The organism is Rossellomorea sp. NPDC077527 (genome assembly GCF_044542955.1).
Taxonomy (GTDB): Bacteria; Bacillota; Bacilli; order Bacillales; family Bacillaceae_B; genus Rossellomorea; species Rossellomorea aquimaris_E.
The window spans coordinates 959,808-982,851 of the sequence record NZ_JBITVL010000001.1 but is presented as its reverse complement, the minus strand read 5'-3'; the positions used below and the strand labels follow the sequence as shown (position 1 = coordinate 982,851).

The 23,044-nt window shown below is 43.6% G+C and carries 26 protein-coding genes and 1 pseudogene; 14 read left to right on the top strand and 13 right to left on the bottom strand.

The genetic code is table 11. From position 1 onward, the window contains the following. Positions 1-12 precede the first annotated feature (12 nt). The gene (locus ACIGG7_RS05020; protein ID WP_397549056.1) at positions 13-285 is read right to left on the bottom strand and encodes a YfhJ family protein; all 273 of its coding nucleotides are present in this window, start codon (positions 283-285) and stop codon (positions 13-15) included. 150 nt (positions 286-435) lie between these two features. Here ACIGG7_RS05020 and ACIGG7_RS05015 point away from each other — a divergent pair, with 150 nt between their 5' ends. Then, positions 436-600 carry a small, acid-soluble spore protein K gene (locus tag ACIGG7_RS05015; protein ID WP_034762570.1) on the top strand — a complete coding sequence of 55 codons (165 nt, stop codon included), beginning with the start codon at positions 436-438 and terminating at the stop codon, positions 598-600. 32 nt (positions 601-632) lie between these two features. Continuing rightward, positions 633-791 carry a YpzG family protein gene (locus tag ACIGG7_RS05010; RefSeq protein ID WP_082051311.1) on the top strand — a complete coding sequence of 53 codons (159 nt, stop codon included), beginning with the start codon at positions 633-635 and terminating at the stop codon, positions 789-791. A gap of 37 nt (positions 792-828) precedes the next feature. Here the strand turns inward: ACIGG7_RS05010 and ACIGG7_RS05005 are convergent, their stop codons facing one another. After that, positions 829-1,155 (bottom strand): YfhH family protein, encoded by a 327-nt coding sequence (locus ACIGG7_RS05005; protein WP_113970051.1) that lies wholly within the window; start codon positions 1,153-1,155, stop codon positions 829-831. 601 nt (positions 1,156-1,756) lie between these two features. Here ACIGG7_RS05005 and ACIGG7_RS05000 point away from each other — a divergent pair. Next, positions 1,757-2,425 carry an SDR family NAD(P)-dependent oxidoreductase gene (locus ACIGG7_RS05000; protein ID WP_224943351.1) on the top strand — a complete coding sequence of 223 codons (669 nt, stop codon included), beginning with the start codon at positions 1,757-1,759 and terminating at the stop codon, positions 2,423-2,425. A 50-nt stretch (positions 2,426-2,475) separates the two neighbouring features. Here ACIGG7_RS05000 and recX read toward each other — a convergent pair whose 3' ends face one another. Continuing rightward, positions 2,476-3,282, bottom strand: a complete 807-nt coding sequence (gene recX / locus ACIGG7_RS04995; protein ID WP_397549055.1) for a recombination regulator RecX — start codon at positions 3,280-3,282, stop codon at positions 2,476-2,478. Positions 3,283-3,373: 91 nt separating this feature from the next. Here recX and ACIGG7_RS04990 point away from each other — a divergent pair, with 91 nt between their 5' ends. The 3 genes from ACIGG7_RS04990 (at position 3,374) to ACIGG7_RS04980 (ending at position 4,760) form a co-directional block, all read left to right on the top strand. Then, positions 3,374-4,279 carry a TIGR01777 family oxidoreductase gene (locus ACIGG7_RS04990; protein WP_397549054.1) on the top strand — a complete coding sequence of 302 codons (906 nt, stop codon included), beginning with the start codon at positions 3,374-3,376 and terminating at the stop codon, positions 4,277-4,279. A 70-nt stretch (positions 4,280-4,349) separates the two neighbouring features. Further along, entirely contained in the window at positions 4,350-4,475 is a 126-nt protein-coding gene (locus ACIGG7_RS04985) for a YfhE family protein (protein ID WP_079531092.1), read from the top strand. Between the two features lie 99 nt (positions 4,476-4,574). Continuing rightward, on the top strand, positions 4,575-4,760 hold the full coding sequence (locus ACIGG7_RS04980; protein WP_060673389.1) for a YfhD family protein: 186 nt from the start codon (positions 4,575-4,577) through the stop codon (positions 4,758-4,760). An 84-nt stretch (positions 4,761-4,844) separates the two neighbouring features. Here the strand turns inward: ACIGG7_RS04980 and ACIGG7_RS04975 are convergent, their stop codons facing one another. Then, complete coding sequence (locus ACIGG7_RS04975) at positions 4,845-5,345, bottom strand: DoxX family protein (protein ID WP_397549053.1); 501 nt, start codon at positions 5,343-5,345, stop codon at positions 4,845-4,847. A gap of 422 nt (positions 5,346-5,767) precedes the next feature. Here ACIGG7_RS04975 and ACIGG7_RS04970 point away from each other — a divergent pair, with 422 nt between their 5' ends. Then, entirely contained in the window at positions 5,768-7,390 is a 1,623-nt protein-coding gene (locus ACIGG7_RS04970; RefSeq protein WP_397549052.1) for an ABC1 kinase family protein, read from the top strand. A 64-nt stretch (positions 7,391-7,454) separates the two neighbouring features. After that, complete coding sequence (locus ACIGG7_RS04965) at positions 7,455-7,637, top strand: hypothetical protein (RefSeq protein ID WP_224943337.1); 183 nt, start codon at positions 7,455-7,457, stop codon at positions 7,635-7,637. Here the strand turns inward: ACIGG7_RS04965 and ACIGG7_RS04960 are convergent. Further along, the gene (locus ACIGG7_RS04960) at positions 7,624-7,962 is read right to left on the bottom strand and encodes an MGMT family protein (RefSeq protein WP_224943334.1); all 339 of its coding nucleotides are present in this window, start codon (positions 7,960-7,962) and stop codon (positions 7,624-7,626) included. The two genes, ACIGG7_RS04965 and ACIGG7_RS04960, sit on opposite strands and share 14 nt — an antisense overlap. Before the next feature lie 149 nt (positions 7,963-8,111). On the opposite strand from ACIGG7_RS04960, the gene ACIGG7_RS04955 reads away from it, so the two are divergent. Both ACIGG7_RS04955 and ACIGG7_RS04950 read left to right on the top strand, forming a co-directional pair. Next, positions 8,112-8,855: a Cof-type HAD-IIB family hydrolase gene (locus ACIGG7_RS04955; RefSeq protein WP_224943332.1), complete on the top strand. Its 744-nt coding sequence runs from the start codon at positions 8,112-8,114 to the stop codon at positions 8,853-8,855. A 113-nt stretch (positions 8,856-8,968) separates the two neighbouring features. After that, positions 8,969-9,481 (top strand): CBO0543 family protein, encoded by a 513-nt coding sequence (locus tag ACIGG7_RS04950; protein WP_397549051.1) that lies wholly within the window; start codon positions 8,969-8,971, stop codon positions 9,479-9,481. 141 nt (positions 9,482-9,622) lie between these two features. On the opposite strand, the gene ACIGG7_RS04945 is transcribed toward ACIGG7_RS04950, so the two are convergent. The 3 genes from ACIGG7_RS04945 to ACIGG7_RS04935 form a co-directional block, all read right to left on the bottom strand. Beyond that, on the bottom strand, positions 9,623-11,758 hold the full coding sequence (locus ACIGG7_RS04945; protein ID WP_397549050.1) for an ATP-dependent Clp protease ATP-binding subunit: 2,136 nt from the start codon (positions 11,756-11,758) through the stop codon (positions 9,623-9,625). Between the two features lie 257 nt (positions 11,759-12,015). Then, positions 12,016-12,420, bottom strand: a complete 405-nt coding sequence (locus ACIGG7_RS04940; RefSeq protein WP_224943324.1) for a hypothetical protein — start codon at positions 12,418-12,420, stop codon at positions 12,016-12,018. 321 nt (positions 12,421-12,741) lie between these two features. Next, on the bottom strand, positions 12,742-14,793 hold the full coding sequence (locus tag ACIGG7_RS04935; RefSeq protein WP_397549049.1) for a catalase: 2,052 nt from the start codon (positions 14,791-14,793) through the stop codon (positions 12,742-12,744). Positions 14,794-15,078: 285 nt separating this feature from the next. Between ACIGG7_RS04935 and ACIGG7_RS04930 the strand changes: the two genes are divergently transcribed. From ACIGG7_RS04930 to ACIGG7_RS04915, 4 genes are all read left to right on the top strand, one after another. After that, a complete protein-coding gene (locus tag ACIGG7_RS04930) occupies positions 15,079-15,714 on the top strand; it encodes a DUF4004 family protein (protein WP_397549048.1) in 636 nt (211 codons plus the stop codon). Between the two features lie 26 nt (positions 15,715-15,740). Continuing rightward, a complete protein-coding gene (locus tag ACIGG7_RS04925) occupies positions 15,741-16,532 on the top strand; it encodes a polymer-forming cytoskeletal protein (RefSeq protein WP_397549047.1) in 792 nt (263 codons plus the stop codon). A 167-nt stretch (positions 16,533-16,699) separates the two neighbouring features. After that, on the top strand, positions 16,700-17,995 hold the full coding sequence (locus ACIGG7_RS04920) for an alkaline phosphatase family protein (RefSeq protein WP_397549046.1): 1,296 nt from the start codon (positions 16,700-16,702) through the stop codon (positions 17,993-17,995). A 31-nt stretch (positions 17,996-18,026) separates the two neighbouring features. Continuing rightward, the gene (locus tag ACIGG7_RS04915; protein WP_224943310.1) at positions 18,027-19,301 is read left to right on the top strand and encodes an MFS transporter; all 1,275 of its coding nucleotides are present in this window, start codon (positions 18,027-18,029) and stop codon (positions 19,299-19,301) included. 345 nt (positions 19,302-19,646) lie between these two features. Here ACIGG7_RS04915 and ACIGG7_RS04910 read toward each other — a convergent pair whose 3' ends face one another. From ACIGG7_RS04910 to ACIGG7_RS04890, 5 genes and pseudogenes are all read right to left on the bottom strand, one after another. Next, complete coding sequence (locus ACIGG7_RS04910) at positions 19,647-20,282, bottom strand: FMN-dependent NADH-azoreductase (RefSeq protein ID WP_224943307.1); 636 nt, start codon at positions 20,280-20,282, stop codon at positions 19,647-19,649. A 121-nt stretch (positions 20,283-20,403) separates the two neighbouring features. After that, the gene (locus ACIGG7_RS04905) at positions 20,404-20,547 is read right to left on the bottom strand and encodes a hypothetical protein (RefSeq protein WP_224943304.1); all 144 of its coding nucleotides are present in this window, start codon (positions 20,545-20,547) and stop codon (positions 20,404-20,406) included. Positions 20,548-20,663: 116 nt separating this feature from the next. Next, on the bottom strand, positions 20,664-21,200 hold the full coding sequence (locus ACIGG7_RS04900) for a DUF3189 family protein (RefSeq protein ID WP_397549045.1): 537 nt from the start codon (positions 21,198-21,200) through the stop codon (positions 20,664-20,666). A gap of 127 nt (positions 21,201-21,327) precedes the next feature. Then, positions 21,328-21,846 (bottom strand): annotated as a pseudogene (locus tag ACIGG7_RS04895) (ferritin). Positions 21,847-21,931: 85 nt separating this feature from the next. After that, complete coding sequence (locus tag ACIGG7_RS04890) at positions 21,932-22,870, bottom strand: DMT family transporter (RefSeq protein ID WP_397549044.1); 939 nt, start codon at positions 22,868-22,870, stop codon at positions 21,932-21,934. Between the last annotated feature and the right edge of the window lie 174 nt (positions 22,871-23,044).

The window sequence follows — 23,044 nt, the reverse complement described above, 5'->3', positions numbered from 1 at the left end:
CATTTTTTTCCATCAATGCACCTGATTGTCGTCTCTATCATCGATGAGATGCTTGTATTTAGGGTTTTGGGCAGCAAACTCATGGATCTGTTCACCATATGTATTGACCCACTGTCGAACGACTTTCTCCGTTACGACTTTTCCTTTATAGTCATAACCTGCTTTAGCATATGTCGCTTCGAAATCCTCCCATACGAGTTCGATCCAGGTCCTCGCTTTTTCATAGGAAAGCTTTTGATTTTTTTCCATTAACAATTGTGTTAATTCGTGGAATGTTGACTCCATATTGTCTCCTCCTTTTCCATATATTTAGTTCGTACATTCATGATAATGTCGACCATTTCACCCATACTAAAGATACGTGGTTAAGCTTAGTTTGAATCTTTGCTTCTTCACGGTATAAGTCAGTACATTTCACCTTTTAGGAGGCACATTATGCGAAATAAATCGACAGGGTTCCCCAACATGAACAACAACAAATTCGAAGGTGAACCGCGAGCAAAGGCGGAATATGCATCTAAAAGGGCCAACGGCACCATCAATACCCATCCACAAGAACGTATGAAATCTTCTGGACAAAGAGATCACGACTCACTTTAAGAAAGTGACATTTTGATTAGGGGGTAGTCACGATGGCAAACATGAAAAACAACTTCTACCGCAACAAGTACAGCAGTCCATTTAACAAGGCATTCTACAATCCGAAGCATGCCCATTCACAGGCTAATGGACAAACGACACAAACTCAAGACTTAATCATTCTAGAGAACCAGACACGTAAGCGTTCCTAGACCTACAGAGGTCCGTCCCTCTTGACGGACCTCTTCCCTATTTCTTTTCCCCTGCCAAAAGGGAAATCGGAAGGGCTTCTTCTTTACCGTCTCCACCAAGGCGGTATCCCCAAGCGAATACACCGTTCAAGTAATCCACTTTGAAATATGTACCCGGATCACCCTCAATCGCATAAATACCGCCAGGCTTGTACGCATCAGGATTCATGAGGTAAGCCTGTGCCATAAGGGCTTTACGCTCCAATACGGCAAACTCATTCACAATCCCCAGCTGCTCAGCCTTCCTTGCCTTCTCCTTCAACGAAGCAATCTCCTGCTTCAACTCATGCTCCGTCATCTCACTATATCTTCTCTCTTGTTCCATTCTCATCACCTCTACTAATAGTAGTATAGAGAAAATGATACAATAAGAAAAGCGCAGGGGCTTTGCCCAGAGGCGACAAGCATAAGACGAGTAAACCGGAAAGGCGCTCTTTGTCTTTTTGGTTTACTTGACTTATGACCTCGAGCCTCTAAGCCCCGGAGCTGGACAAGTAGTAAAGCGGAAGCGGCTGGTCAGGCCCGACAAGCATAAGACGGGATGGCCGGAAAGGCGTTCTTTGCCTTTTTGGCCATCATGGCTTATGACCTCGAGGGACTAGCCGCTGGAGCTGGACAAGTAGAAAAGCGCAGGGGCTTTGCCCAGAGGCGACAAGCATAAGACGAGTAAACCGGAAAGGCGCTCTTTGCCTTTTTGGTTTACTTGACTTATGACCTCGAGCCTCTAAGCCCCGGAGCTGGACAAGTAGAAAAGCGGAAGCGGCTGGTCAGGCCCGACAAGCATAAGACGGGATGGCCGGAAAGGCGTTCTTTGCCTTTTTGGCCATCATGGCTTATGACCTCGAGGGACTAGCCGCTGGAGCTAGACAAAGAAAAGCGCAGGGGCTTTGATTAGACCCGACACCCACAAGAAAGGATGAATCAACATGAAAACAGCCATCATCACAGGCGGAGGCTCTGGCCTCGGTAAAGAATTAGGCAAACTCCTAAGCGAACAAGGATTTCATATCTTCTTGCTCGGAAGAACCGAAGATACTTTAAAACAAGCAGTGGCTGAAATTGAAAGTATTGGCGGAGAAGCCTCATTTGCCACACTGGATATCCGTTCAAATGATGACATCGAAAAGCTGCATGACCATTTTTCAAATCACAGCATTCAGCTCCTCATACATAACGCAGGTGTAGGCTATTTCGGTCCGTTTAAAGATTCGAATGACGATGAATTAGTAAGCATGTTCGAAACCAATGCACTTGGGCCGATCCGGTTAACGAAGGCCCTACTGCCTCTTCTTGATCAACACAGCACCATTCTGAACATCATCTCTACAGCCGGACTTAGAGGAAAGAAAAATGAATCACTCTATGTCGCAAGTAAATTCGCTCTCAGAGGATTTGGAGAAAGTCTCCAAAAAGAATATGAAGACACTGACCTCAGAATCGTTAATGCCTATATGGGCGGAATGAACACTCCATTCTGGGACAATAGCGACCATATCAGTGACCCTTCACGACTCCGCTCCCCTAAAGAAGTGGCAGAGCTGATCATGAATGACTATCCTGAAAAAGATGAAATCGTCATTGAATCAAAAAAATAATCAAACAGCCCTCGTCGTATGACGAGGGCTGAATTGTAAAATTCTTTCCTTCATTCTTCATTTTCTCTTAATTCTACTAATAGCCTTTCGATATCCTCCATGGAAAATCCTTTCCGATACAACGTTTGTTTCATCTTTTGTTCATATTCATATCCGTCATACTTTGAACTAAGCTTTCTGTGAGCCTTCAATCCCTGATGATAAACGGCTGTCCATCTCTCATCGTCATCCCTGTCGGATTCGACCGTTTCCCATACGATTTTCATGACAGGCCCGGGGTACCCTTTCCTCATCATGTTCTGCTCAATTTTTTGCTTTGCAATCATCCTGGAGTCTTTTCGATACTTATGGAGGAGCTTCTCTGTTAATGCGACTGCTTTATCCACTTGCTTCTCCAGTGTAAAAGCAGCGAGCGCTTCTTCAATATGGGAGTCCCCTACCCCTTTCCTTCTTAATTCGCCCCGTATCCAAGTCGGTCCCTTGTCAGATGTATTCATCTGAGTACCGACAAATGCATGTGCGAATTCCAAATCATTGATGTATTTGATTTCATTCAATTTATGGACCACTTCCTGGATGATTCCATCCTCAGGGTCCCCTTCCTGCAAGTGATCACGGATTTCTTTCTCCGTCCTCATCCGGTAGGCAAGGTACTGAATCGCTTTGTTAAATGTTTTTTTCACGTCGTCTTCATACTGGATTTCAGAAATTTCAAGTTCATCCACATCCAGTCCTTTTCTCAGCTGAAATCTGGCAAGAACAGCTTCATCGACGCTGAAGGCATATTTTCCATCTATAAATAAATTATAACGCTCATCGTTTTTCACTTGTTTCGTGATTTTCGTAATCTTCCCCATTTTTTCCACCTCACCATAATCGTAACACATTCAACATATGTTTTTTATTCTGAAGATAGGTAAAATAATAAGTATTACTGGAGGGATGAAGATGAAGATTGCCATTACTGGTGGAACAGGTTTTGTCGGCAATGCGCTGACAGAGGAACTTCTCTCACATCAACATGAAATCATGATTCTTACACGTAATCCTGATAAATACGAAGCACGCCCAGGTGTGACATATGTGAAATGGCTTTCCGATGGCGCAAGACCAGAAGAGACGCTTGAAGGGATACATGCATTTATCAATCTTGCTGGTGAATCCATTAACAGTGGACGATGGACAGACGAGCGTAAGAAACGCATCATCAATAGTCGGATCCATTCCACTCAAGAAGTGATCAATATCATTAAGGCACTGAATGAAAAACCGGCATGCCTTATCAATGCCAGCGCAATCGGCTATTACCCTTCTTCTAAGAGTGATACGTATACAGAAACCTCAACGGAGACTGCAGATAATTTCCTCGGGGAAACCGTGCAGATTTGGGAAAAGGAAGCAGCCAAGGCCACACAACTCGGTATACGAGTGGCCTATACGAGATTCGGCATCATTCTTGGCAAGGACGAAGGTGCTCTTCCACGTATCGCACTCCCCTATAAAATGTTCGTCGGTGGGACGGTCGGTTCAGGTGAACAATGGATGTCGTGGATCCATATTAAAGATATCGCACGAGCCGTACATTTTGTGGCCGATACGGATGGGATTGCGGGCCCGGTAAATGTCACTGCACCATCCCCCGTCACCATGAAAGAATTCGGTAAGACACTAGGTTCCGTTATGGGACGTCCCCACTGGATACCAGTCCCTTCACTCGCGTTAAAAGTAGCGATGGGGGAAATGAGCTCCCTTGTGTTAGAAGGGCAAAAAGTGCTGCCAAACGTCCTTTTAGAAAATGGATTCAAGTTTCAATATCCAGAATTAAAGGGTGCCCTGAAAGATATTTATCATTAAATGAAGGTATGCCCCCTCCTTTTCAAGGCAAAAATGATACTAATCTTGAAAAGAAGGGATGTACATAGGAATGGATAATAAGAAGAAGAAAGACAAAAACAAGTCAGTTCTATCAAGCGCACAGGAAGTAACGTACTCCAGGGAGTTCAAAGCAGCTGACCGTGCCGGTGGCTTCAGTTCAAAAGCCCACAGATAGTCAATTATTACCTAACTAAAAATCCTGACTTTGAAGAAAGATAAAGGTACAGGCCGTGAGCCTGTACCTTTATTTTTTAACCAAAAGGGGATGTTGATATTGGGAAGATCACGCGGCCATAGCAAAAGAGGAAACAAAAACAGCCTGCCACAAACACCCGCTCAGCTCAAATCTGATGGTGTTGATGAAGAGTTCTCTCGTGAACTTGCCGATCAGGCAGATATGGAAGCACAGGCTCGGGCAAACGCTGCAAACCAGCGTGCAAGAGTAAAGAAAAACCAATAGTACTTTCCCGTTCGTTAAAAAAAGTTAGGTTTTGAGGAAATTCAAGAATAGGGACCCCAGCTGTGACAGCTCGGGTCCCTTTTTTCAAACCACAATCGGCTTTTTTTGCTTCTTTTCATGATGGTTGAACATCTGTTTCATATAAGGAATCATCCAGTGATCAGCCCCCCAACAATATGCCCCTCTTCCTGCAAACAGAAGGATGATCGCTGCTGTGTATAGAATTGGATTCGTGCTGACGGTTCCCGCGAGTAAAAAGTTTAAGTTCATGAATGCTCCTGCAATCAGCGCCGGTATGGTCATAAATCCAACAATCAATCCGATTCCCACCATAATCTCTCCCCAAGGAATCAGAACATTGAACAGTTCTACATTCGGTAGGGCAACCCCATTCAGGAATTCAGCGTACCAGCCTTGAACGGCTGGATGATCTCCTGTCGCTTTGGTCAATGCCCCTTGCAGAAAACCACTCGCATCAAAGTCACCATTCACTTTATGCCAACCTGCCTCCAGCCACTGTACACCCAACCAAATTCTCATCATCGTCCAAACAACGCTCACCTTTTGATTTTCCCACCATTTCATGATGGATCATCTCCTTACGGTTGTTTTTTTGTGAAATTATTCACATATCATGACGAAATGAAGAATTCAGCTTAAGTGAAGAATGGATGATTGTGAATCATTTCACATTTACTTTACACCTATAATATACCTCTTCCCCACCCGGAATACAATAGGCATTCATTCCGTTCACAAAGGTGTCAAAATAGTCTTGTGTAAGGAGTTCCTCCATAGTTCAGCATCTGAAGGTATGATCGTAGCAACGGTCCCCAATCTTTCTTCTCTCCCCCTCATTTCATCCATCTAAACATCCTAATAATGGAGTACATTTCTCTATTAAATATCCCTCATGTTCAGATCATACCTAAAACCGAAACTTTCTTATTTCCCACTCGTATTACATAATAGAGAAAAAACAGTTTCCGTTTACGGGGGATGAAACCATGAAATCAGAGAACAAGCTTTGGAGAATGTGGAAGGTATTATCTTTGGCCTTGTCAATTGTCGTAAGGGTCTATTGGTACCGATTGCGCGGTAAGTCCCAATGGGAAAAAGATAAACTTTGGGAACGTATCGGAAAAGAATTTAAAGAAACACTTTTCGAATTAAATGGAGTGTTGATAAAGGTTGGACAATTGTTGAGTATACGCGAGGACCTGCTTCCGAAAGGGTTTATCAGTCAAATTCAGGATCTGGTCGATCACGTCCCTCCTTCACCGTGGAAAGAAATCGAGAGTGTTCTTGAACGAGAATGGGGAAGCTCCATTTCTTCCAAGGTACAGGGAATTGACCATGAAGCCGTTGCTTCAGCTTCCATCGGGGAAGTGTATAAAGCGACCCTTCTTGATGGAACACAAGCGGCCATCAAAGTTCAAAGGCCAGAGATCCCTTCACTAGTCAAGACGGATTTTCGTACACTCTCCATCATCATCTGGTTTGCCCGACATTTTGCTCCCATGCCGAAAGGGTTCATTGATTTTAAAATGCTTTATAAGGAATTGAAACTGGTCATCGAACAGGAGCTCGACTTCTCCAAGGAAATGAATACCGCCATCTCATTTAAACAGCGGTTTAAAGAACATTCCAATGTAAAAATCCCCTCTATGTACTCTGAGCTATGCACAGACAAGGTGCTGGTAATGGAGTGGATTGATGGTGTCCGTTTAAATGATAGAGAAGCGATAGGGGTATATGGATTAGACGGGAAGAAGCTGGCGCAAGATTTATTCCGTCTCTTCCTCCCGCAATGGCTCGAGCCGGGGATCTTTCATGCCGATCCTCATGCCGGAAATATTCTCCTCCAACCTGATGGGACTTTCGTTCTCCTGGATTACGGAATGATCGGGGAAATTTCGAAAAGGGATTCCACACATTTTCAGCATCTTCTTGAAGGAGTCCTTCTAAAAAATTTCCGAAAAGCATCAGAGGCACTTGCTCAACTTGGTTTCCTGCTTCCCGACGCAAGTCCGAAAACGATCGAGCCTGTACTGAAGGAGTTTATCACCCTCGATATGGAGCAGTTCAAACAAATGGATTTGATTTCAGTAAAAAAGGAAATCAACGATATGGTGAAGTCACTTCCTGTGCAGGTGCCCACCCGATTTATCTTTCTGGGTCGTTCATTTGCCACCATCGAAGGACTTGTTCATACACTGAGTCCGGATGAAGAAACCCTTGATGTCGTCAAGCCTGCCTTCCTGGAATGGGTGAAGGACAGTAACACGAACAAATGGGATCTCCTCATGAAATGGGTTGGGGCCCAACCCCTCTTTCAGACTGTCCAGAAGGTACGACAGCTGTTGGATATCCCGGAAAAGGCACTGGAGCAAAAAGATCATCATCAACAAAATGAGTTTCATTTTAAGATGTATGAGAATCAAAAGAAGCAGGCATTCATTCTCCTACTGGCAGGAAGCTTTGGTGGATTTGCCGGGTTGACAATGGACATGGAGCTTTTCTGGCAAGGAAGCTTTGGACTTGCCGGATTTGGTTTTGCAGCGTATTGGGTCATCGGTAGCAAGCAAAGAAGATGGCTCAAAAAAATGAAGAATGGCCAACTGCATTAAATGTAAAAAGGTAACCTAAAATAAGGTTACCTTTTTATAGTAAAATCGAAACAGGAGGGATACAATGACTCACTCTAAAGAACCGTTTAATGATGTGACCGATCATATGTCAAAAATTGAAGGGGCTCCCATGAACAAACCCGAATTGGGAAGTCTTCCACTTGGGATCCGGATCATCGGATATGTTCTTTTTGGATTCATGGGCATTGGTGCTATTTGTGTCCTGATTCTGACTATTCTTTATTGACATTCGAGGCCATGAAGTTCACCTCTTTGACCTGATACTCCCCCAGCTCAACCCGATTATGGCCAATAAAATGAACCCCTTCCGCTTCCAGTGATAGCCTTTGAGTCATCATTTGCTCTTCATCTCGAAAACCAATTTCCCCTTTACTATTCAGAACTCTGTGCCACGGGAGGCTGTACTTCTCACTCATAGAATGGAGGATCCGTACGACCTGCCTTGCCGCCCTTGGACTGCCCGCAAGCGCAGCGATTTGTCCATACGTCATGACCTTCCCGGGAGGAATCATCTTTATGATTTTTACCGTTCGTTCTGTAAACGGCTTCATGATTATCACCTCTACTTTCCCTCTCGAAATACGGCCTTTTACCATTGTAATACGTAGAAGTGAATATAGGGAAATCAAGTCGCGTTCCTAGAAGATTTGCTCCCAGTATATTAAACTGTATATGAATGAATAGAAGGACGTGATAGAAAATGGACATTAAACTGATTGCACTGGATATGGACGGGACTCTCGTTAACCATGAGGGTGAAGTATCCCCGGAAAACGAACAAGCCATCCAACGGGCTAAGGAAAAGGGAATCCATGTTGTGTTAAGTACCGGTCGCTCCCTTTTCACATGCCGGGATATTTCAGATGAGCTTGGCCGATCATCCTATCTTGTGACTGTGAATGGCGGGGAAATCTACGATCATGAATATAATCTCGTAGACAGCATCCCTCTTGATATTGATCTTGTGAAACAGCTTTGGGCGTTGAAGGAGGAGCATGATGTGTACTTTTGGTCTTCCACTTCCCAGGGGTTATTCAATAGCAAGAAGCCCTTTGACCAAGACATTGAAACCTATAACTGGCTGAAGTTCGGATTTGATATCCAGGATGATGAGGTCCGTAAAGTTATGATGGATGAACTGATGAAGAATGAAGCACTTGAAATCACAAACTCATCTCCAACCAATATTGAAATCAATCCCGCCGGTGTCAATAAAGCCGCAGCATTGGTGAAGGTGTGTAAATGGCTGAACCTTTCAATGGATCAGGTTATGGCAGTTGGCGATAGCATGAATGATATTGCTATGATCCGTGAAGCAGGCTTCGGTGTGGCGATGGGGAATGCACAGGAAGCTGTAAAGGAAGCGGCTGATTGGATAACAGCCATCAACACCGATCATGGTGTCGCTCAAGCGATCGATAAAGTTTTGGAAGAAATCGAATAAATACACACTAAAGTGCCTGATTCAACGAGAATCAGGCACTTTCTCTATCCTGAGTGTCTATTCTTCTCTCATTACGTCCATACTGAGTGTTAAAAACAAGGATTGTACGCGATATGTATTTATTATTGGTAGTGGCTGTTTATCTGATTTTTGCCAAGCTTTTTATTGATTGGAAACGCTGGAAAGATTATTACCCGACGGTTCAATATTATATCATCTGTAACCTTACATATAACGTCATTTTTTATAATCATACTTTATGGAAGTACCAGGCTGTAACGGTGGACTGGCTAAACCATACCCTTATTGAACTCGTGTTCACCTTTTTCATTATTCCTGTTGTGATCATGATCTTTCTTCGCTACTATCCCTATGGTAAAAAGAAATGGCTGTATCTTACCTGCTGGATAACCTATTTCACATTTCTTGAATTCCTGTTTCATAAAAAAGGGCTGTTCCTGTATGAAAATGACTGGAATTTAGGGTGGTCCGCATTGTTTAACATCATCATGTTTTCAATTTTAGGGTTACATCATAAGAAACCTCTCCTTGCCATCATGATCTCCTTACCCATCATTGCCATCCTATTATTCATTTTCCATCCATCTTTACAAGAATTAAAGTGAGGGTGTTTCAATGTCTTCCTTTTCTACACCACTATTTATTATTTTGGTTTTAGGCGTTTATTTAACAATGGCCATTTATATCGCGATTTTGAAAAGGAAAGATTAAAAAAGAAGCACCCTTCACGGATGCTTCTTTCTCATTTATTTCACAATGATTTCATCATTTTCAACTGACACCATCAGTTCGTTCACGCCTTCTTCATCTAAAAGGAAATCGGCAATCTTATCTTCCACTCTTTCCTGGATGACACGACGCAATGGACGTGCCCCAAATTCAGGGTGGTAGCCCAGTTCCACAAGCTTCTGCTTCGCTTCCCCATCAATTTCCACAGTAATTCCCTGCTCTTTAAGCTCGGTCTCCAGCTCATTCAGCATCAGGTCGAGAATTCGAAGCAGCTCTTCTTTTTCAAGGGTTCCAAATTCTATGATGCTGTCGAATCGATTCAGGAATTCCGGTTTAAAGTAAGCACCCAATGATTGAAGAATATTTGTTTCTTTAATCGCGTCTGTGCCGCCGGTGTTGAAGCCGACAACCGCTTCCTTCTTGTCTGTCACACCTGCGTTGCTTGTCATGATGATGACGGTCTCTTTAAAGCTGACTGTTCTGCCCTGACTATCCGTAAGACGCCCGTCTTCGAGGATTTGCAGGAACATATGTTGAACATCAGGATGTGCCTTCTCAATTTCATCTAATAGGATGATGGAGTAAGGATTTCGTCGCACCTTCTCTGTTAATTGACCGGATTCTTCATGCCCTACATATCCTGGTGGTGACCCGATCAGTTTAGAAACAGAGTGTTTCTCCATATATTCACTCATATCCAATCGAAGCATGGAATCTTTAGAACCAAACAGTTCTTCTGCCAGAGTTTTCGTAAGTTCTGTTTTCCCTACCCCCGTCGGTCCGACGAATAGGAATGATCCGATCGGCCGGTGCTTCGCTTTCAGTCCAGCGCGGCTGCGGCGGATGGCCTTCGCTACTTTTTTCACCGCTTCCTCCTGTCCGATCACTTTATGGGCAAGGTTTTCTTCCAGTGATTTCATACGTTTCCGGTCATCGCTTTGAAGCTTTCCAACCGGGATGCCTGTTTTTCCTTCGATGATCGTCTGGATCAATTCCTTTTCTACTCTAGCCTTTGCTTGGGATGATCCTTCGCCCAGCTGTTTTTCCAATTCTGCTTCCTGATCCCTAAGAATGGCAGCCTGTTCGTAGTTCTCTTCCTTCGTTGCTCGCTCTTTCCTCATTCGAATATCATTTAATTTTTTGTGGATGGCGGATTTATCTTTGCCTTCTGAGAGAAGGTTGAGTTTCGAACCGGCTTCATCCATCAAATCAATCGCTTTATCCGGGAGGAACCGGTCCTGGATATAACGATGTGATAACTTCACACAAGCCTCGATGGCCTCGTCTGAAAATTCCACTCCATGATAGTCTTCATATCTTTCCTTTAATCCTTTAAGAATTTCAATCGATTCCTCTGGAGTCGGTTCATTCACCATGACCGGCTGGAAACGGCGTTCAAGGGCAGCGTCCTTCTCGATTTGACGATACTCCTTAAGCGTGGTGGCTCCAATGACCTGCAGCTCACCACGGGCCAGGGCCGGTTTAAGGATATTCCCTGCATCCATGGAACCTTCTGCAGAACCCGCTCCCACTAATTGATGGATTTCATCGATGAACAGCATGACATTCTCGCGATTCTGCAGTTCATTGATGATGGCTTTCATCCTCTCTTCGAATGATCCTCGTACACCTGTACCTGCAGTCAATGATGCAACATCCATCACATATACTTCTTTATTCAATAGTTTGGATGGGACATCACCCGCCACAATTTTACGGGCAAGCCCCTCTGCGATTGCTGTTTTACCGACACCTGGCTCACCAATCAATACGGGGTTGTTTTTGTTGCGGCGATTCAGGATTTCAATGACACGCTCCACTTCCTTATCCCTACCGATGACGGGGTCAATCAAACCGGCTTTGGCAGCTCCTGTGACATTTCGACCGAATTGATCAAGGACGCCTCCTCCCCCTTTTCCACTCTGGATTTGGGGTGAAGATGGATGGTGCTGTTTTTGGAATCCCTGAGTTGGGTTTCCTGCCATGTTCATTCCTTTGAACAATTCTTCAAAAGGAAATCCTCCGTTTATTCCAGAAGGTGTCTGCTGCTTTTGAAAGCAAGCTGAACACATCTTCATACTGGACTTCTGATCATTCACCTGAGTATACACTTCAACCGTTGCTTGATTGTGTTGACATACTTGACATTTCATTAAACATGACCTCCTGTAGTTTTCTATATTTAAATCAATTGTTAGTTGGTTTAGGTAAGATCAATCGTTGACTTTGACTTTCTTTGACCTTACAAACTTAGTATACTTTGACCTTTTTTGACTTTCAAGATTTTTGCTCATGGAAATTTTTTCATTTCAAGGCACATTGTTAATTGAAATTACTATGTATGAACATGTGAAATAGTGTCCATTCCAGACCCAAACAAAAAAGCTGGCTTTTACGCCAACTTTTTCGATTAATACCAGTGCTCCCAGTTGTCTTTATAACAACCATGCTTCTTTTTATGGCAGGTACATTTTTTAATTTTCTTCAATTCGTCTAGAATATCTTCCAGAAGTTCTTTGATGTCATCCAAATCATTTTTGCAATTTTGCTTGTGTGTTTTGCAGCAACCATATTTGTTCATATGTTGTCTCACCACCTTTTCAAGCATTGGAAGAACATTCATCATGTTACCAACAGCCCCTAGGTTTCCAAGTGAACCAAGCACATCAACAGATCCCTTTCCTTGAGAATCCTCTTTAAATAATGAACTTAATTTATCCTTTACCGACTCAAAGTCCAATTTACTGCCATCTTCTTTTGTGTATTGACCGATTAAATCCATCATTTCTTCCAACGGATTATTTTTTTCACTCATTGATTTCCCCTCCCTCTCTTCGCAAATGTCAATGTAAAACTCGTAAATCAATGTACTAACGGTTAGTAGAATCAAATGCAATCAAAAATATCAAACTCACTTTAAGAATGACTGACACACAACCAATAGCACCCTGCTTATCCAGTGAATGCAAAGCACTTTTACATGTTTATCATATGTTTAGATTGCTAGTTTCGATTGATACTATCGTCTATTTACTAGTAAAAAGGGCATTCTTGAAATAAAAAAATGCTAGACCCTTTTTTCAGGTCTAGCATTTTCCTCTTTGAAAAGAGAAAGAATCTTCCTTACCGCATAAACTTATATCAATTCACGGTTCCAATGACGATGAGCAGCTACGGCTGCTGTGAACTCATCGGCAAATGATTTCATATCCTCTCCCGTTACGACTCCTGAACCGGTGACACCAGCGTCTTTCAACCAGTTCACCCCTTCATGTGTTGCGCCGATCGGTTTGTAGTGAGAATAGGCTTCTTTCACAAAGTATGTCGTATCTTGATAGAATTTTTTATCTACATCCTCTCCGCCTGCCACGTAAAGGCTATCAAATAACACGGATTCACATGTTAAGAATGTATGGTCAACTTCAAGCTCTGTACCATTATTCCCTTTACGAATGCCAAGCTTATCACTGATAATTTCAGGTTGGATCCCCTCTTCCTTAAGGGAAGTAAGAACCATCTTCACTTCTTCACCCTTAAAACCGTTTCCAATGATGACACCTACTTTGCGGGTAGCGGGTTTCTTAATCGTATTTTCCTGACTTAAGGCTGGAGATGACTTCGTTACCTTTGACCCTTCTCCTTCAGGTACTTCTATATCAATTGCTTCGGCAAACCCTTTCACTAGGTCCATGCTTACATGTGCAAACATATCAACGACCTGCTTCTGGACTGATTTGCTCTTCACTTTACCGAGTTCAAAGCTAAAGGCTTGAATGATATGTTCTTTCTCTGGTTCACTCATGCTATTCCAGAACATGGTCGCTTGTGAGAAATGATCCTTGAAGCTTTCACTCCTGGCACGGACCTTGCGTCCTTCCATTTTCTCCTGGTAGTGAGTATATCCCCCTTCTCCTTTAGAAGCAGGTGCTGGAGAATTGTGAGCAAGAGAGTTGTTATGATAGCTCACTTGACCTTTATTGATCGTGTGGCGTCCGTATCCGTCCCTTTGGTTATTGTGGAAAGGGCACACCGGTCTATTAATTGGGAGCTCGTGGAAGTTTGGCCCGCCAAGGCGGATCAATTGTGTATCGGTATAGGAAAATAAGCGGCCTTGTAATAACGGATCATTTGAAAAGTCGATTCCCGGAACCACAGAGCCTGGATGGAAAGCGGCCTGCTCCGTTTCGGCAAAGACGTTATCGACATTGCGGTTAAGGGTCATTTTCCCGACAATCTTCACTGGGACTTCCTCTTCCGGCCATAGCTTGGTAGGATCGAGTAAATCAAAGTCAAAATGAAATTCATCTTCTTCCTTAATGAGTTGCACGCCAAGTTCATATTCCGGATAGTCCCCATTTTCAATGGACTCATATAGGTCACGGCGATGAAAATCAGGATCCTTTCCGTTGATCTTCTGGGCTTCATCCCATACGAGGGAATGAGTTCCCAGTACCGGCTTCCAGTGGAATTTCACAAAATGGGCTCTTCCATCTTCATTTACGAGACGGAATGTATGGACACCGAATCCTTCCATCATTCTAAGGCTCCGAGGAATAGCACGATCGGACATGGCCCACATGACCATATGTGCAGATTCCTGATTGTTCGCTACAAAGTCCCAGAACGTATCGTGGGCAGAAGCAGCCTGGGGCATTTCATTGTGCGGTTCCGGTTTCACCGCGTGGATCAGGTCCGGAAATTTGATGGCATCCTGAATGAAGAAAACAGGGATATTATTTCCGACAAGGTCATAATTACCTTCTTCGGTATAAAATTTGGTTGCAAATCCTCGTGCATCACGTACGGTTTCAGCAGAACCCTTCGATCCCGCTACAGTGGAAAAACGGACAAATACAGGTGTCTTCTTTGATGTATCCTGCAGGAATTTGGCACGTGTATATTCTTTCATAGAATCATAGAGTTCGAACTCCCCATGTGCCGCGAATCCCCGTGCATGAACGATCCGCTCAGGAATCCGTTCATGGTCGAAGTGAGTCATTTTCTCTCGGAAATGGAAATCCTCCATCAACGTAGGTCCTCTTTCTCCCGCTTTCAAAGAGAATTCATCCTCTGATACTTTCAACCCTTGATTGGTTGTTAGATGCTTTCCTTCATCTTCAACCCTGAACTGTTCAAGCTGTTTATCCTTCGTCTTTCCGTTCACTTGCGTACGATGATCGTCTGCCATTCTTTCATCCCTCTCTGTGATTATTGAAGTTTACTATGTAAAACATTCTGCTTCACTAGTACCCTTATTGCTTTGTTATAAACATATATTGGACAGTTTGGAATGGAGTGGATGAAATGGTTGTAACCAGGTCCATTAAACACCATTCTAATGCTGAATGGACTCACACCGGTCCATGCCGTTCAAAATTTTTTCAAACCCTCTTTACGAACGTAACATTGTTCTGTTACACTATCTCTAAAGTAACGTAACAATGTTTTGTTACGAAAAAGAGGTGACCCCTCATTGGAAACAGACCTTATTTCAAAAAAGGAAGTATTAGAGCTGACCGGTATATCATATGGACAGCTGTACCGCTGGAAACGAAAGAATATCATCCCTGAAAGCTGGTTCATCAAGAAATCGAGCTACACCGGTCAGGAAACGTTTTTCCCAAGGGAAAAGATGCTTGCGAGAATTGACACGATTAAAGAGATGAAAGATGGCTATTCACTTGATGAGCTCTCGGATTTTTTTTCACCCAATCCGACGAAGATTGAAATCCAGGAAGAAGAATTACGCTCACATAACATTCTTTCAGAACAGACGATGAACCTCTGCACATCACTAGTACCGGTTAAAAACGCAATTGAATTCGGTGACATCCTAAATATGATGATTATTGAGAAGGTAAGAAAATTACAGGTACCACAAAAAGATCAGAAAACCTTATTTCTTTTTCTTCATGAGAAGTTTACTCCACTGAAAGAATCTTCCCTTGAGCTCATTGGTATCCGTAAAGGAACTTCGTATGTATGGCTGCTCCTTCCCCTCCCTTCAGATTTTCTGGTGGATCATATGGCTCAAGTTGTGTTGAGATTCGATTTACAACAAATGACGGAAGAATTGAAGATCACATTAACGAATACGAAAGGGATATGACATCCCTAAAATTGGAGGAAAAATGAATGAATACAGTGGAAAAGAAAAAGCTGCATGATTTGAAGATCAGCGGGTCAGGAACGTCAGGCGGCGGACAATTTGATGAAGTCAAGATCAGTGGAAGCGGTAAGATTGCAGGAGATGTTGATTGCCGTGAGATGAAGATTTCAGGATCTGGAACCGTTGCAGGAGATGTTAAAGCAGGTGTCATTAAAACAAGCGGTTCCTCCGCCATTGAAGGAGATACAAAAGCAGAAACGATTACAACGAGCGGAAGTTCTAAGTACAACGGCTCCGTAATGGCGGCTGAAATGAACATTAGTGGTTCAAGTAAAGTGGCCAGGGATCTGATTATTGAAAAATTCAAGGTCAGCGGTTCGTGCAAGGTAGGTGGAAAGATCCAGGGCGGAACAGTCAAAGCAAGCGGAGCATTAAAGGTGGAACAGGATTGTGAAGTCGAAACCTTCTCTTCTTCGGGATCTGTCCATATCGACGGACTGTTGAATGCCGACAACGTTCAAATAGAGATCAATCACGAATCATTCATTAAAGAGATTGGTGGCGAAACGATTTCGGTGACTCACCATAACTCGAACAGGCTGTTCAAGCAAGTGGTCAACTTCTTTCTGCAAAAGGAAGATATCTTATCTTCAGAATTGATTGAAGGCGATGAAGTTCAACTTGAAAACACGAAAGCGAAGCTCGTTCGTGGTAAAAATGTTGTGATCAAGGAGAATTGTGACATTGATACGATCGAATACTCAGGCACTGTCGATGTACACAAGGATAGCCGGATCGGAAAAAAAGTGAAAATCTAATTTTTGAATTGTGACAGGGCGGGGTCCTTCCCTCCCTGTTTCTTTCATCCCCTTCCCCCTTTACACACATTCGTATCCCTTTAACTGAAAATTCATATTTTTATTCTGAATGTTCTGCTATATTAATAGGTATATAGTACAATCATACGAGAAATCTGGAGGCACATATGAAACGTTTGACCGAGCACTTGATTGTCATCTCATTCGATTGTTTATCTGCTTTGGATTACCCCATATTAAAGGACCTTCCCCACTTCCAGGAACTTCTTGCACGAGGATCCTTTTGCAGGCATGTCAAAACCATCTATCCATCTGTGACATATCCTTGTCACGCAACCCTTGTCACCGGTAAATACCCTAATCGCCATGGTGTTGTGAATAATACTCTCCTACAGCCTGGGAGGGATTCCCCTGACTGGCACTGGCACCGAAAATCGATTAAGGGTACCACCTTGTATGATGAAGCGAGGAAAGCCAATATGACCACCGCTGCCCTGTTATGGCCGGTGACAGCGAAGGCGGATATTGATTACAACATGCCCGAAATCTTTGCCAATCGTCCTTGGCATAATCAAATCCTTGTTTCCCTTTTGAATGGCACCCCACTTTATCAATTGCAAATGAATCGCCTCTTTGGCCACATCCGGAAGGGATTGGATCAGCCCGAACTGGATGATTTCGTTCTGGAATCGACGATCGAAACGATTAAAAGGAAACCTGACCTATTGCTTGTCCATTTTACAGACCTTGATACGCAACGTCACTACCATGGATTCGCTTCAGAGGAAGCACATGCAGCCCTCCGTCGACATGATGAGCGATTAGGAAGAATCATAAAGGCTTTACAGGATAACGGTCTCTATGACAAATCGACCATCGTCGCCCTTGGAGATCATAGTGCCTTGGATGAATCAAAGGCTGTTCAACTCAATACCCTTCTAAAGGAAAAGGGATTGATCACAGTAACGGACCGGGGAAAGGTGACCGACTGGAAAGCCTATTGCAAAGGATGTGATGGCTCTGCCTACGTCTACACGAAAGATCCTGCAACTGTACAAGAAGTAAAGTCCCTTTTGTCCAAGCTGCAACAGGACCCTTCCAATGGAATCGAATTCATTCTCACCGGTGAAGAAGCCGCTGCAAAAGGGGCAGATGGGCAATGTTCCTTTATGCTGGAAGCACGACCCGGCTTTTACTTTAAAGATGTGCTGGACGGATCCTTCATTCATTCGGTTACGAAGGAAGATGTGAAGAATAAGCGTTATACGTATGGATCTCACGGATATTCTCCAGAAAAGGCAGACTACTCCACGATCTTTATGGCTGCCGGAAGAGGGATACGCTCGAACGTCGAAATCCCTTCTATGCGTCTCATCGATGAAGGGCCGACATTTGCAAGACTTCTCGGCCTTACCTTGGAAGATACCGATGGAGAACCGATTGAAGCATTGCTGAACATATAAAGAAGATTCTGTTTCCTTAGGGGGAAAAACAATGAAGCGATTTTCGAAAGAAGAAAGCAGCTGGATATTTTACGATTGGGCGAATTCTGCGTATTCCATTATCATTTCTACCGCCGTCTTTCCACTTTTTTATAAAGCTGCCGCGACAAACGCCGGGGTCAGCGCTGCGGATTCAACGGCCTATTTAGGATATACCATTGCCATTGCCACCTTCATTCTTGCCATGATTGGTCCCATACTCGGAACCATCGCCGATTATGAAGGATACAAAAAGAAATTCTTTTCTTTCTTCTTTGCGTTAGGGGTGACCTTCACTGCCCTCCTCGCATTTGTTCCAAGTGATCAATGGCTGCTCTTGTTGATCTTTTATACAGTGGCAGCCGTCGGTTCCGCAGGCTCGAACGTCTTCTACGATGCCTTTTTGACCGACGTGACGACGGAAGAACGAATGAACCGGGTATCGTCACGGGGATTTGGATTTGGATATATCGGAAGTACGATTCCATTCATCATCAGTATCGCCATCATCATCTTATCCCAGAATGGAATCCTTCCCTTCTCTGTAACCGTTGCAAGCAAGATTGCCTTTGTGATCACAGCATTATGGTGGGGACTATTCACCATTCCCCTCATAAAAAATGTCCACCAGCGTTACTTTATCCAACGTGAAGAGAACGCTGTGGCTCGCAGCTTTAAACGACTTGGAAAAACGATGAAAGAAATCAGGAAATACCGCGCACTCTTCTTATTCCTGCTGGCTTATTTCTTTTATATTGACGGAGTTGGCACGATCATTACCATGTCCACGGCATACGGCTCGGACCTTGGTATCACTTCCACCAATCTTTTGATCATTCTTTTTGTGACCCAGGTGGTGGCCGGGCCATTCGCGATTCTATATGGAAGGCTGGCCGAAAGATTCACAGGCAAAAAGATGTTGTATGTAGGAATCTGCGTGTATATCATTGTGTGTATTTACGCCTATTTCTTAGAAACGACCATGGACTTCTGGATTCTTGCCATGCTTGTCGCTTCTTCTCAAGGAGGAATACAGGCACTTAGCAGGGCCTATTTCGCCAAACTGATACCAAAGAAAAATGCAAACGAATTCTTTGGGTTCTATAATATTTTCGGGAAGTTTGCTTCGATCCTCGGTCCACTGCTCGTCGCTGTCACCGCTCAAGTGACAGGTGCATCCAACAGTGGTGTTTTCAGTCTTGTCATCCTCTTTATCATTGGAATCGTGGTACTCGCCTTCGTTCCCGAGCCAAAAGGGAATGAAGTGGAGAAGTCTGCGATTGTGTAAATGTAAAAAGTTTCAGGGACATCATTATATGAACCAACTTTAAAGGCGAACCATCTGGGATCACGTGTTTCACCGCTGTTGATTTCCGTGCAAGACTTCGCTTTCCTCGGGCGGAAGGCGAGCCTCCTCACAGCTTTCGCTCCTGCGGGGTCTCACCTATTCCGCTTTTCCCGTAGGAGTCTTCGTCTTGCACTCCAATCAACAGCTAGATCCAGCTAAATACACAGTCTTTACTTTTAAAAAAACAAGAAAAAATCCGAACGAGATTTTCTTCCAATCACTCGTTCGGATTTTTCTTTTGCTGAAACCCTTTTGTCCCTGCTTCTTTCCATTTCTTTCTGATTCTTAGAACGTATGGGCTGCATCTTTCGCACGGGAAATGGCATTTTGCTTGATTTCGTCGGCTTTGTCCGGCATGGCAGCATGTCCTTCCACAAATACGCCTTCAAAGGAAGGGACTCCGAAAAACTGCATGATGATACTCAAATACCGATGTCCCATTTCCATCCCTGCTGCCGGTCCTTCAGAATATATACCGCCCCGGGCCTGGATATGGATGGCTTTCTTGTCCGTCAATAATCCAACCGGTCCCTGCTCTGTATACTTGAACGATTTCCCTGCTACTGCAACGGAATCAATATATGCTTTCATCACCGGCGGGAATGAAAAATTCCAGAATGGAGTGACAAATACATACTTGTCTGCTGCTATGAACTGATCTGATAATTCATTCAGGCGTCTCACTTTCATTTGTTCTTCAGACGAAAGCTCCTCAAATCCCTTACCTGATTGAAGCTTCCCCCAACCGCTGAACACATCTGCATCAATATGTGGGATATGTTCCTGATACAAATCGAGGTGAATCACTTGGTCTCCTGGGTTCACTTCCTTATATGTATCCATGAATGCTTTTGCAACCGCCATGCTATACGACTGTGTATCATCATGGGGATGTGCGGTTATATATAATACTTGTGCCATCATCATCCATCCTTTGCTTCTATTTATAGACAATCGTATTTTGTGAAGATATGGATGGAATTATCCTCATTTACCGGTAAAAAAAATGCTGCCTGTTTAGGGCAGCGTTTTGGGAAATGCCTTACTCTTCTTCACCAGGCACTTCAAAAGGGTTTCCCCCGATATTTTTTCTCATTTCGTCTGTTAGTTCGAATGGAGTGTTCTCTTGTGCTTCCCCTGTTGCGAAATGGTGACTGCCATCAAAGTGAAATGGTTTACCTTCCAATATCGACACCTCCGTTTTACTGTAGTATGGCCATTATGTACGGGTCCATTCCATTTTTCCCTGGCTCTTAAGAACAGACCTTTTACCCAGTAGTATTTTCTTAATTATAATATGCTTTACTTCCAGAAGATATCCTTTTTTCCCATTTTGTACTGATATTCTTTGTTCTCCAGTACTGTCACTAGTTCTTGGGAGGCAGCCGCTACTCTTTTCGTCTCATCCACCAGATGCTGGATGAGACCATGACACTGCTTTGCCCCTTTGACAAGAAGAGGAACACCGATCGAGTCGATCCCCAATTCACGGGAGAAAAAGCCTCCAGCAGTCATGAGTGGCGGAACCGTTGGTGATGTGTTGGAAATCACGATCTTTTCGTTTTGCCCGTACCTCTCAAGCAGGATGTAGCTTAAATCTGTCATAGCAGGGACAACATATTTTGAATTCCTGCGCCCAATCGTGAACACTGGATTTCCTTCTTCATCCTTACCATGATAAAAAATGCGTCCCCTATCCTTTTTTTTAAGCTGGTTAAAGAATGGGACAGAAAGGATGTCTTCTTTAGACAGAATTCCCGGTTTCAAAATATGTAAATGATACGCTGCAGCCATAGATGTGGTATGTGTTCCGCCAAAATCGTTATAGATATAAATCAATATGATCATCCTTAGAAGAGTCTGTATTCTTCAGTATGGGCTTAATGATCATGGTGTATCCTCACCGAATGGATTTCAATAAAAAAACCTGCTTAATGAAGGCTAAGCAGGTTTCCGTTTGGTGATATCAACCGCCGCCAGGTGCAGCTCCTGCAGCAGGTGCCGCTGTCCTCTGACCAAGCTCTTGATCGAGTACCAATACAGCAGCAGGATTGTCCCCGGCCATTTTCAACCGATCGACTATCGTTTGTGCCTGAGCTTCTTCATCGATTTGTTCTCTTAAGAATTCCTGGATGATCACCGCAGTCTGTTGATCATTTTGGGCCGCATACTGATAAGCCTGTTGATAGGAATTCGTCACAAATCGCTCATGCTCAAGCACCTTTTGAAAGGTTTCCAGAGGGGTTCCATATTCCTTCGGTTGAGCGGGAAGCTATTGAAGGTCTACCAGGCCTCCCCTGTCCGTCATATAGTCGATCAGCTTCAGCATATGAGTGCGCTCTTCCTCTGACTGGATCCTCAGCCACTTCGCCATCCCCGTATAATTCTGATTCGCCATATAGGCGGACATGGCCAGATATAAGGTAGTCGACACATGCTCGATTTGAATCAGATTATTCACCAGTTTTTGAATTTGATCATTCAGCATACCTGTCCTCCTCAAAATGTACTGACCATTTATTTTATTGTGTGGATAAGAGAAATATGATGGATAAAAAAAACAGAACCATCTACATCTGATGATTCTGCTTTCTCTCTAAGTAGCGCTTTTGTTTTCTCCTTATCACAAATTCTTCAAATGTACCGGAACCGCACACGACTCCAAGTACAATGAACACCAATCCGATCAGATGATAGGTCGTCACAGACTCACCGAGGAATATGGATGCTCCGACAAGGGAGAAGAATGTATTGAGATTCAGGAAAATCGATGTTTCCGCAGCACCGATTTTTCCAATGGAATGGTTGTATATCATATGTCCCACAGCTGTCGCCAAAATGGCCGAGGCAAAGAACAATACCCATATCGAAACAGATGCATTTCCTAATTGTCTCAGCCCACCTGGTTCTGTGAACAAACTAATGACAAACAGAACGACGGAGCCGAACACAAGCATATACCCCGTCAGCAACCGTGGATCCAAGGTTCTCGCAGCACGACTTATAATGATGAAGCTCAAAGCCTGAGAAAAAATAGAAACAAAAATGAAAAGGTCTCCCATCTTCAATCCGCCTATTCCTTCACCTCCAGACAATACGATGATTGCCACTCCGATCCCTCCGGAAAGGAACCCAAGGATCTTGATCACGGTCGGACGATTCCTTAGGATGATCGTAGCCATCAAAGCCGTTAAGAGCGGTCCCGTTCCGAGGATCAATCCTCCATTAGTAGACGACGTCCCCGTTAGCCCGACTGATAAAAAATAATGGTGACTAACCACATTCAACAGCCCTCCGCTAATGATGAACAAAAGTTCTTTAGGTGTCGGCTTCCTGACCTTCCCCATCACACCAAGGATAATAAACACGGAAACGCCTGCAGTGAAAATACGGAGTGAGGTGATCGTAACAGGTGTGAATTCACTCACCAACGTTTTTAATGCAGGTACATTGAAGCCCCATATCAACATGATCAACACAAGAATCATATACGTTTGCCATTTTTTCAAAGCTTCCTGCGCCTTCTTTCTATTTCAATTATTTCATCCCATCATAGCACCACCTATCCTTCACTGCCAGAGAAAGAAATCCAGATTTGGAAATACAGATCGGCTAAGTGAAATCTCCACATTTTTCTCATACCTGGACTATGCTATAGTAAAGGTCGAAAGGGGTTTGATAAT